Here is a 10923-nt window from a genome sequence, read left to right as displayed (position 1 = left end):
CGGCCTCCGGCTTGGCGTCGGCCTCGGCGGTGGGCTCGTCGTCGGCCTGTGGGGACGCGGTGGCGGTCGGCTCGTCGTCGGCCTGCGGTGCGGTGACGGCAGGCTCGTCGTCGGTCTTGCTCTCGGTCGTGGGCTTGGCGGAGGCGGTGGTCTCCGTCGCTGCCTCGGTGGGTTCCGGCGCGCTGGCCTGCTCGGCCCCGGCCTTGGGCTCGGTGTCGTCGGTGCTCGCCTCACTTGCCGGGGTGGTGCTGGCTTCGGCCTTGGGCGCGGCGCTGTCCGCCGGTGACTCGTCCTCGGGTTCGGCAGCGGGCTTGGGCTCGTCCGCGTCGGCCTGCGGCGCGTTGGCCTGCGGCGCGGCGGCCTCCCGCTCACGGTCGGCCTCTGCCTTGGTCTCCGCCTCGGACGTGGCTTCGGGGGTGGCGGCGGCCTCCGCCTCGGCTGCCGTGACCGTCTCGGTGGGTTCCGGCGCGCGGTCCTGCTCAGGTTCGGTGGCGGTGCTTGGCTTCGCGGTCGGCTGCGCTTCGGCCTCGGCCTTGGGCTCGGTGGCGGCACTCGCTTCTGCGGTCGGCTCCGCTTCGGCCTCGGTCTCCGCCTCGGCCTCCGCCTTGGGCTCGGCGGCGGGCTTGGGGGTGGTCGTCTCCGCTGTGGGCTCGGTGGGTTCCGAGGCGGCCGTTTCCTTCTGGTCGGCCGGTGCTGCCGTCTCGGGCACGGCGGTGGCCTCGGCCTCGGGCTCCTGGGTGTGCTTGTCCTCGGAAACGGGGGTCTTCAGGATCTCGTCGAGGGACTTGAGCGGGGTCGACAGGGCCGGATCGTGCGCGGTTTCGTCGTCCAGGGAGTCCGTAGAGTCCGTAGGGCCCACGGAGCCCACGGAGTCCGTAGCCACAGTCGCCTCGGCCTCCGCCGATGCGGGCGTGGACTCGGTCCTCGGCTCGGGCTCCGGCTTGGTCGTCTGGTTGGCCTTGTGGCTGGTCTTCTGGTCGGTCCGCTGCTCGGCCTTCTGCTCGGGCTCCGGCTCCGGTGACTGGGGGTCCGGGACAACCGCCTCCTCCGGCGCAGCAGAAGAATCCTCCACCCCCGTGGCTCGGGAGCGTCCGAATACTTTGCGCAGTAGGTCCCGTATGCCCATGGGAGATACCTCTCACGTGTTCGAGTGCGGTGCATGGCGGTGCATGGCCGTGGTGCCGAAAGGCTAGCGGGCCGGTCGGCGGCCCTCTTCCGCCGATTCCGCTCGCGCTCCGTTCACCTCGGGTTCAGGCGCTCTTCGCCGTCGCGCGGTTCTACGCCCATAGCTTCGCCGCCGAAGGATTCCGACGTCATGTCGGCGCCTACCGCGTCGGCGGACTGCCCATGCGGGGCCCTGCGAAGCCCATACGTGACACCCTTACGGAGGGGAAGACGTGCGCAACCTCCTGCCACTCATCAGCTCGCACCCGGGCGGTCGTTCCGCGCTGACCTGCCGGTACCGCTGTGGTGACGCCTGCTTTCACGAGGCGCCGAACACCAGCGACAACGCCTACGTGGGCGATGTCATCGCCGGTGCCGCGTCGCGCCGTTCCCTCCTGCGGGCCGGGGCCGTGATGACCGTGGCGGCCGCGACCGGGGCCGTGGCGCTGGAGCGGGCGCCGCAGGCGTCCGCCGCGACGCACCACGCGGCCACCGCGGACAACGCCGCCGCGGCCACCGCGGACAACGCCGCCGCGGCGGCGAAGGGCAGGGCCGCCCGCGGCCTCCGCTTCTCGCCGGTCGCGCCCAACACCGAGGACGCCGTGGTCGTCGCCGAGGGCCATGACCAGAACGTGGTGATCCGCTGGGGCGACCCGATCCTGCGCGGTGCCCCCGCGTTCGACCCGGACCGGCAGAGTGCCAAGGCCCAGGCGGGCCAGTTCGGTTACAACAACGACTACATGGCGGTGCTGGACGTCCCGGGTGAGCGCGACCACCAGCTGCTCGTGGTCAACCACGAGTACACCGACGAGGTGCTGATGTTCTCGGGTTACGACCCGGAGAACCCCACCCGCGAGCAGGCCGAGATCGGCTGGGCCGCGCACGGGCTGTCGGTGGTCGTGACGGCCGAGGAGCGCGGGCTGGGCCGGCTCACCGCGGTGCCGCGCCACCGCCTCAACCGCCGTATCACCGCGACCACTCCATTCGAGGTCACCGGTCCGGCGGCGGGCAGCGAGCTGCTGCGCACCTCCGCCGACCCGACCGGCAGGCGCGTCCTCGGCACGCTCAACAACTGCGGCGGCGGCATCACGCCGTGGGGCACGGTGCTCTCCGGTGAGGAGAACTTCAACCAGTACTTCGCGGGCGGCGACGCGGTCACCGACCCGGTCACCGCGGCCCGCCTCAAGCGGTACGGCATCACCGGCGCCGCCTCCGAGCGCAAGTGGGAACGGTTCGACGACCGTTTCGACGTGACGAAGGAGCCGAACGAGACCAACCGCTTCGGCTGGGTCATCGAGATCGACCCGTTCGACCCCGAGTCCACCCCGCGCAAGCTGACCGCGCTGGGCCGCTTCAAGCACGAGGCCGCCGAACCCCGGCTGACCACCGACGGCCGTCCGGTCCTCTATATGGGCGACGACGAGAAGTTCGACTACTTCTACAAGTTCGTCTCGTCCAAGCGGATGATGAAGGGCAACAGCCGCACCGCCCGCGAGCACAACCGCACCCTCCTGGACGAGGGCACGCTGTACGTCGCCAAGTTCACCGGCGACAGCCCGGCCACCGAGATCGACGGCTCCGGAAAGCTGCCGCGGGACGGCGAGTTCGACGGTGCCGGTGAGTGGATCCCGCTGGCCAGCGGCGACCGCTCGTTCGTGCCGGGGATGACCGCCGAGGAGGTGTACGTCTTCACCCGGATCGCCGCCGACAAGGCCGGTGCGACGAAGATGGACCGCCCCGAGGACGTCGAGCCGAGCCCGCGCACCGGCCGGGTCTACATCGCGCTGACCAACAACACCGACCGCGGCAAGGCGGGCAAGGCCCCGGCCGACGAGGCCAATCCGCGCAACGCCAACAAGCACGGGCAGATCCTGGAGCTGACCGAGCGCTGGAACAACGCCGGCTCCACCCGCTTCTCCTGGCGGTTGTTCCTGGTCTGCGGCGACCCCGAGGACCCGGGCACCTACTTCGGCGGCTTCCCCAAGGACCAGGTCAGCCCGATCTCCTGCCCGGACAACATCACCTTCGACGCGTACGGCAATCTGTGGATCTCCACCGACGGCAACGCGCTCGGCAGCCACGACGGGCTGTTCGGCGTGGCTACCGGCGGCAGCCGCCGCGGTGAGGTCAAGCAGTTCCTGACCGTGCCGACCGGGGCCGAGACCTGCGGCCCGATCGTGCAGGAGCGGCGGGTGCTGGTGGCCGTGCAGCATCCGGGTGAGAAGGACGGCGCGAGCGTGGAGAAGCCCGCGTCCACCTGGCCCGACGGCCCGGGGAAGCTGACCCGGCCGTCCGTGATCAGCGTCTGGCGGCGCGACGGCGGCACCATCGGCGCATGAGGCTCACGCGCTCGCGCTAGCCCGCCTCGTCCTCCGCGAGCCGTCGCAGCCGCTCGCGGGGGGCGCGCAGGGAACGGCCCCTGGTGTCCGTACGGGCCCAGGGGTCGTCCGCGAGCCGTTCGCCGACGGTCCGCAGGGTCCACCGGTCGGAGCGCAGCTCCGGATCGTCCAGCTCCCGCGCGTCGATGGGCGTGGCGACCGGGGCCCCGGGGCGGGCGCGCACCGCGTACGGGGTGACGGCGGTCTGCGCGTAGCCGTTGCGCTGGACGTCGAGGTAGAGCCGTCCGCGCCGGCTGGCCTTGCGCGGTTCGGTGGTGAGCCGGTCGGGGTGGCGGGCGGCCAGCAGACCGGCGGCTTCATGGGCGAAGGACCGCACGGTGTCGAAGTCGGCGCGGCGGTCCAGCGGGACGATGACGTGCAGTCCGCGGGAGCCGGTGGTCATCAGCAGCCCCGGCAGCCCGAGCTCGCCGAGCAGCGCGCAGCAGCGCCGGGCCGCCCAGCGCACCTCCTCGAAACCGGCCTCGGAACCGGACGCCTCGGAACCGGACTTCTCGGGCGAGGGCGGATCGAGGTCGATGACCAGCCGGTCGGGGTGGTCGGGCCGGTCGGCGCGGGAGAGCCAGCGGTGCGGGGTGACGCACGCCTGGTCGGCGAGGTAGAGCAGGGTCGCGGTGTCGTCGCAGACCACGTGCGTGACCTTGCCGCCTTCTTTGGGGAGGACCGCGCGCCGCACCCAGTCCGGAAAGTGGTCGGGTGCGTTCTTCTGCATGAGCGGGGTGCCGCCGATTCCGTCCGGATGGCGTTCCATCATCAGCGGACGGCCGCGCAACTGCGGAATGATGCGCCGGGAGACCGATCGGTAGTAATCGACGAGATCCCACTTGCTGATCCCGTCGTCGGGGAAGAGCAACTTTTCCGGCCGGCTGATCCGTACGGTGCGGTTCCCTGCCCTGACGTTCCGTGCATCGGTCCGCTTCTCGCTCATATCGGACGCGGGTAACCGCTGGGCCGCTGACCAAACCCCGCAGCCAGGCGGGGGAACTCATGGCGCGACCCGGATCGCTCCGGGCCGCTGGGCGGCCGCATGCTGGTCACCAAGGGGTTCGCGGACGCGGCGGGCGATCCCGGGGGCGCCCACGGGCGTGGGCTGCGCGCCGTCGAACTGGTCAAGGGCACCGGGCCCCGGCTGGAGGGGCTGCGGGGCGCCTTCACCCGGGCCGGGGAGCGCGCGTCGTACGACCCCGCGCATCCGCTCGATCCGCTCGATCCGCTCGATCCGCTCTGGGACGCGTCGGCGTAGGCCCTGGCCCCTCTGGGGTGCGTCGGCGTAGGCCCCGGCCCCTCTGGGGTGCGTCGGCGTAGGCCCCGGCCCGTCCCGTGCGGCCTCGCCGTCGTCCGGGTGCTAGCCGCCCCGTGGGCTCTGGCCGCCCCTGGGCCCACGGGCGGGGGCGGGCCGGGGGGAAGCGAACGGTCGTCCCATGGACCACGGGGACGGACGGTCGTTGGTGCGACCCGTGACCGTCCCGGCGTAGCGGACAGCCGAAGAGCGCGACGCAGTGTGCGCGACCGGACCAAGGGCGCTACCAAGCGCACAACCTCCGCCGTGCACGACCGAGAGGGCGACCCCCACCGGCCGGATACGGGGAGCCCCCGTGGTCACGCGCCGCGCAGCGCCAGCACCGTCTCGACCGTGTCCGCCTGGTCCGCGGGCTTGTCCTCGCGGTAGCGCAGCACCCGTGCGAACCGCAGCGTGACGCCCGCCGGATAGCGGGACGAGCGCTGCAACCCGTCGAAGGCCACCTCCACCACCAGCTCCGGCCGCACCCGCACCACCCAGCCGTCGTCGCTGACCGCGAGCCCCAGCAGCACCTCCGTCTGCCACTCCAGCATCGCGTCGGTGAGCCCCTTGAAGGTCTTGCCCAGCATCAGGTACGTCCCGTCCGGCTTCCGTGCGCCCAGGTGGAGGTTGGACAGTTTTCCGGTGCGGCGGCCGTGCCCCCACTCCGCCGCCAGCACCACCAGGTCCAGCGTGTGCACCGGTTTGACCTTCAGCCAGGACGCCCCGCGCCGGCCCGCGCCGTACGGTGCCTCCAGCGCCTTGACCAGCACCCCCTCATGGCCCCGGGCCAGGACGTCCGCGGCGAACTCGCGCGCCGCCCGCCGGGTCTCCGGGTCCGCCGGGTCCCCGGCGACCAGCCGCCGTACCCGCCGGGGCCCGGGGGTGATCCGGGCCAGTTCGGCATGGCGCTCGTGGGTCGGCAGGTCGAGCAGATCGCGGTCGTCGACGACGAGCAGGTCGAAGAAGACGGGGGACAGCGGCAGTGCGGCCGACGCCCCGGCCACATCCAGCCGGGAGCCGACCCGGCCGGAGGTCTCCTGGAACGGCCGTGGCCGCCCCTCGGCGTCCAGCGAGATCACCTCGCCGTCGAGGATCGCCCGGTCCACCGCCAGTTCGCGGGCCGCCGTGACGACCTCCGGCAGCCGCTCGGTGATCTCGTCGAGCGTACGGGTGTAGATCCGCACGTCCGCGCCGTCCCGGTGCACCTGTACCCGGATCCCGTCCAGCTTCTCCTCGACCGCGCACGGCCCCAGCCGGTCCATGGCCTCGTCGAGGTCCTTGGCGCTCTGCGCGAGCATCGGCAGCACCGGCCGCCCCACCTCCAGCCGGAAGTCGGCCAGCGCCTCCGGGCCGCGCGCCAGCAGCGCCTCGGCGACCGCGCCCAGCGAACCGCCGAGCATCACGGCCCGCCGTACCTCGGCGGCCGGTGCTCCCACCGCCTCGGCGAGTCCCTCCACGGCCAGTCCCTCCAGCGCCCCCTGCCGCAGTTCCCCACCGATCAGGCCGAGCAGAAAGCCCTGCTCCTCCTTGGTCGCGGCCGACAGCAGCCCGCTCACCAGCCGCTTGCGGGCCGCCGTCGCACCGGTGCCGGAGACCGCCGCGACCCGGGTCAGGGTCTCGTCCACGTCGAGCACCGCCAGCCTCGGCTCGGCGGCGGGCTTTTGCGGCTGCCGCAGGGTGGACCAGCCCACTCCGGTGCGGCGCTGCGGCAGTTTGCCCGCGAGATAGGTGATCACCACGGCCGCCTCGGCCGGTTCCGTCCGCCGGAACAGCCGGGCCAGCGCGGCGATCTTCTCCGAGCGGGCGGAGGTGGCCGCGACCTGGCGGGAGGTCCGCGCGACATCAGCCAGCAGCATGGCTCCAGCCTGCCCCGGGTCCCGCCCGGCCGCCAGACGTCCGCGCTGCGTCTCTTGTTCCGGGTCCGGGTCCGGGTCCGGCGGGCTCGAGGGACGGAAGAGGAATACATTGGCACATAAGGCGTCATAGGGGACAGGCGCGGCGGTGCACACACAGGGAGCGGGCCACGGGACAGCACATCGACTACGAAAACCTGTTCGAGGCCACCCCGAGCCCGATGCTCGTCCTGGGCCTCGATCTGGTGATCGTCGCGGCCAATGACAGCTATCTGAACGTCACCCGGCGCACCCGCGAGGAACTGATCGGCCGCTATGTGTTCGACGCCTTCCCCGACAACCCGGCCGACCCCGAGTCCACCGCCACCCGCAATCTGGAAGCCTCGCTGCGCCGGGTGCTGAGTACGGGGGACCGGGACGCGATGGCGCTGCAGAGGTACGACATCCCGGTGGCCGGACCCGCGGGCGGTTTCGAGGAGCGGTACTGGAGCCAGATCAACTCCCCCGTGCGCGGCCGGGACGGCAGCGTCGAGCTGATCGTCCACCGGGTGGAGGACGTCACGTCCTTCATCCGGGGGCGCGAGGGCGGGGCCGCACCGGACGAGGGCCTGGGCCCGCGGACCGCGAACATGGACGCGGACCTCTACATCCGCGCCCGCGAGCTGCAGGAACTCAACGAGTGGCTGCGGCAGGCACACGCCCGCGAGCGGGAGACCGCGCTCACCCTGCAGCAGTCGATGCTGCCCGCGAGCCCGCCGGAGCAGCATCCGTACGCGGCCGTGCGTTACCGCCCGGCCGTGGGATCCCTCAATGTGTGCGGCGACTGGTACGAGCTGACCGATCTGTCCGACGGCCGGATCGCCGTCGCGGTCGGGGACGTGGTGGGCCAGGGGCTGGAGGCCGCGTGCGTCATGGGGCAGCTGCGCAGCGCGCTCTCCGCGGCGACCCGCGTCGCGCAGGGGCCGGCGCAGGCGATGGAGGTGCTCGGCCGCTATGCGCGGTTCGTCGAGGGGGCGCTGGCCGCGACCGCCGTCCAGGTCGTCATCGACCCCGTCGCGCATACCGTCACCTACAGCTGCGCGGGCCATCCGCCGCCGCTGCTGCTCCAGGTCCAGGGTGCCGTGGAGGTGCTGGACCAGGCGACGGATCCGCCCCTGGGCGCCCGCTCCGAGGACGTCCCCCGGCCGCAGGCCGCCGTCGGCTACGCCCCGGGGGCCACGCTGGTGCTCTACACCGACGGGCTGATCGAGCGGCGCGAGGAGGACATCGACGTCGGGCTGACCCGGCTCATCCGGAGCCTCGCCCGGCACCGCGGGCTGAGGCCGGAGCCGATGGCCGATGCGATCCTGGCCGACCTGGGCGTCACCGGCGGCCCGGCCGCCGACGACACCGCTCTCGTGGTGATCGGGCTCTGAGCCTGATCGGGTTCTGAGCGTGACCGGGTTCTGAGCGTGATCGGGCTTTGAGGGAGCCGTGCCCGGACCGCTCGGGCGGGCCCTCCGAGGGACCGGCCAGGTGCCCGGACGGGAAACCGGGTGCCGCGTCTGTCTGGCGAGGGGCGTCCGTCTGGCGGGGGCGGCGTCCGTCTGGCGGGGGCGGGGCGGCGGCTGTCAGGCGGTGCGTCCCGTCTCGGGGCCTCCCGCCTCGGGCCGCCCCGTGTCCGGCCGCCCTGCCTCGGGCCGCCCTGCCTCGGGCCGTCCCCTCTCGGTCCATCCCATCTCGGCTCGTCCCGCGCCGCCTCGGCTCGGCCCCGCACACAGCGCCCAGATGACCAGGGCGTCGATGATGAGCAGCACCGTGGCCCAGACCGGGTAGTACGGCAGCCACAGGAAGTTGGCCACCAGTGCGAGACCGGCCAGCACCACTCCCGTGACGCGGGCCCACATCGCGCCGGTGAAGACCGCGAATCCGGCGACCAGGAGGGCGATACCGATGGCCAGGTGGACCCAGCCCCATCCGGAGAGGTCGTACTGGAAGATATAGCTCCGCGTGACCAGGAAGACGCTGTCGGTCCGGATGGCCGAGATGCCCTGCAGCAGGTTCATCGCACCACCGAAGATCATCATGACTGCCGCGAAGACGAGCCATCCGCTCACCGCCCGGTGCGCGTGGCCCGGTGCGGCCCCTGCTTGCACTCCACCGACGTGACTGGCCATGTCGGGCTCCTTCGTCAGGCGCAATCGGCGCCCGCGCGGCACCGATGCGCGGCGATGGGGGTGAATTGCCCTTTTTCAGGTTTACACAGAGCCCCGCGTTCGGCATGTCGCTCGCCGCGAGGGCGACCGGTCCGCCCCCTGTGCGCGGTCCGCCCCCTGTACGCGGTCCGCCCCCTGTGCGCGGTCCGTCCCCTGTGCGCGGTCCGCCCCCTGTGCGCGGTCCGTCCCCTGTACGCGGTCCGCCCCCCTGCGTGCGGGCCCCATCCCGAGACGTATGCGGAATGCGGTGGGCGTGTGACCGTGAAAGGCGGAGATTCGCCTTCCGGGAATCAGCGGTGTAGATGTATGGGTATGGCCCGGTTCATGGGTCGATCGTGGGCTGTCCGCGTGTTCCCCGGTCGGCGCCCACGGAGTCGGCGCCGGGAGCGCCCGGAGGTGGCTGGCCGGCGCGTCAGATCCTGGCTGAGCGTCCGCAGCGTCGCCGGCCAGGTCTTCGTTCTCCAGCTCGTGATCGTGCTGCTGCTCGGCGCGGCGGCGACCGCCGCGCTGGTGCTCCAGGTGCGGCACGACGCCACCGAGGAGGCCCGCGGCCGGTCCATCGCGGTCGCCGAGACCTTCGCCAACTCACCGGGCATCGCCCAGGCCATGCGGAGCCGCGATCCGACCAAGGTGCTCGAGCCCAAGGCGGAGGCGGCCCGGAAGCGGTCCGGGCTCGACTTCGTCGTGGTGGTGACCCCCAAGGGCATCCGGCTCACCCACCCCAACCCCCACCGGATCGGCAAGCAGTTCATCGGCACCATCGGCCCCTCGCTGCGGGGCCACACCATCACCGAGAGCCGCCCGGGGACCCTCGGCCCGGCGATGCAGGCGGTCGCCCCGATCTTCGACAGCCGTCACAAGGTCGTCGGCGTGGTGGGCGCCGGGATGACGATCCGCAGGGTGAGCGGGCTCGCCGACCGTCAGATGCCGCTCCTCATCGGCGCCGTCTCCGTCTCCCTCGCCCTCGCCACCGGCGGCACCGCGCTGGTGAGCAGGCGGCTGCGGCGTCAGACCCGGGGGCTGGACCCGGTCGAGATGACGCGGATGTACGAGCACCACGACGCGGTGCTGCACTCGGTGCGCGAGGGCGTGCTGATCGTCGGCGGCGACGGCCGGCTGGTGCTCGCCAACGACGAGGCGTCCCGGCTGCTCGGCCTGCCCGCGCGGCCGGAGGGACGGCAGGTGGACGATCTGGGCCTGGAGCCCCATGTCGCCGACGTCCTGGCCGCCGGCCGCGATGTCACCGACGAGGTACTGGTGGCCGGTGAGCGGCTGCTGGCCATCAACAACCGGCTGACCGACCGGGACGGCGGCCCGCCCGGCAGCGTCGCCACCCTGCGCGACACCACCGAACTGCGCGCCCTGTCCGGCCGCGCGGAAGTGGCGCAGAAGCGGCTCAAGCTGCTGTACGACGCGAGCGTGGAGATCGGCACCACGCTCGACGTGGGCCGGACCGCCGAGGAGCTGGCGCAGGTGGCGGTGGACCGCTTCGCCGACTTCGTCACGGTCGACCTGGCCGAGCCCGTATCGCGCGGCGATGAGCCCCGGGCGGCCGACGGTGCCAGGATGCGCCGGGCGGCGGTGCACGGCATCCGGTCCGACCACCCCTTCTATCCGGTGGGCCGGCTGTTCTCGCTCGTCCCGTCCTCGCCCCAGGCAGGGGGGCTGACCATGGGCCGGCCGACCGTGGAGAGGGATCTCTCCGAGGCCGCCGGCTGGCAGGCCCAGGACCCGGAGCAGACCGCCAAGGTCATCGAATACGGGGTCCGGTCGCTGGTCACCGTGCCGCTGCGGGCCCGGGGCGTGCTGCTGGGCGTGGTCAACTTCTGGCGGACGAAGCAGCGCGAGCCGTTCGAGGAGGAAGAGGTCTCCCTCGCCGAGGAACTGGCCTCGCACGCCGCCGTCTGTATCGACAACGCTCGCCGTTACACCCGTGAGCACACCATGGCGGTGACCCTGCAGCGCAGTCTGCTGCCCCGCGCGCTGCCCGCCCAGAGCGCGCTGGACGTGGCCTTCCGCTATCTGCCGGCGGA

At 72.7% G+C, this 10923-nt stretch carries 6 protein-coding genes and 2 pseudogenes; 4 read left to right on the top strand and 4 right to left on the bottom strand.

What is annotated here, in order from left to right:
* Positions 1-1126: pseudogene (locus tag AXW62_RS02750) on the bottom strand (hypothetical protein); the annotation flags it as partial.
* Between the two features lie 271 nt (positions 1127-1397).
* On the opposite strand from AXW62_RS02750, the gene AXW62_RS02745 reads away from it, so the two are divergent.
* Positions 1398-3503, top strand: coding sequence for a PhoX family protein (locus tag AXW62_RS02745; RefSeq protein ID WP_060943067.1), 2106 nt, complete (start codon positions 1398-1400; stop codon positions 3501-3503).
* A 16-nt stretch (positions 3504-3519) separates the two neighbouring features.
* Here AXW62_RS02745 and ligD read toward each other — a convergent pair whose 3' ends face one another.
* The gene (gene ligD / locus AXW62_RS02740) at positions 3520-4488 is read right to left on the bottom strand and encodes a non-homologous end-joining DNA ligase (protein ID WP_060943066.1); all 969 of its coding nucleotides are present in this window, start codon (positions 4486-4488) and stop codon (positions 3520-3522) included.
* Positions 4489-4587: 99 nt separating this feature from the next.
* Between ligD and AXW62_RS02735 the strand changes: the two genes are divergently transcribed.
* Positions 4588-4803 carry a hypothetical protein gene (locus tag AXW62_RS02735; protein ID WP_060943065.1) on the top strand — a complete coding sequence of 72 codons (216 nt, stop codon included), beginning with the start codon at positions 4588-4590 and terminating at the stop codon, positions 4801-4803.
* A 356-nt stretch (positions 4804-5159) separates the two neighbouring features.
* Here AXW62_RS02735 and AXW62_RS02730 read toward each other — a convergent pair whose 3' ends face one another.
* Positions 5160-6698 carry an ATP-dependent DNA ligase gene (locus AXW62_RS02730; protein WP_060943064.1) on the bottom strand — a complete coding sequence of 513 codons (1539 nt, stop codon included), beginning with the start codon at positions 6696-6698 and terminating at the stop codon, positions 5160-5162.
* 218 nt (positions 6699-6916) lie between these two features.
* Between AXW62_RS02730 and AXW62_RS02725 the strand changes: the two genes are divergently transcribed.
* Positions 6917-8110, top strand: coding sequence for a PP2C family protein-serine/threonine phosphatase (locus AXW62_RS02725; protein ID WP_060943063.1), 1194 nt, complete (start codon positions 6917-6919; stop codon positions 8108-8110).
* A 324-nt stretch (positions 8111-8434) separates the two neighbouring features.
* On the opposite strand, the pseudogene AXW62_RS02720 reads toward AXW62_RS02725, so the two are convergent.
* Positions 8435-8851: pseudogene (locus AXW62_RS02720) on the bottom strand (DUF7144 family membrane protein); the annotation flags it as partial.
* Positions 8852-9286: 435 nt separating this feature from the next.
* Between AXW62_RS02720 and AXW62_RS02715 the strand changes: the two are divergent.
* Positions 9287-10923, top strand: a 1637-nt coding sequence (locus tag AXW62_RS02715; RefSeq protein ID WP_159060798.1) for a GAF domain-containing protein, incomplete at its 3' end; no start/stop codon positions are given.

The sequence above is a fragment of the Streptomyces hygroscopicus subsp. hygroscopicus genome (assembly GCF_001553455.1).
GTDB classification, from domain to species: Bacteria; Actinomycetota; Actinomycetes; order Streptomycetales; family Streptomycetaceae; genus Streptomyces; species Streptomyces hygroscopicus.
Note: the sequence above shows the minus strand (reverse complement) of the source record. Positions and strands in the feature narration are given on the sequence as shown.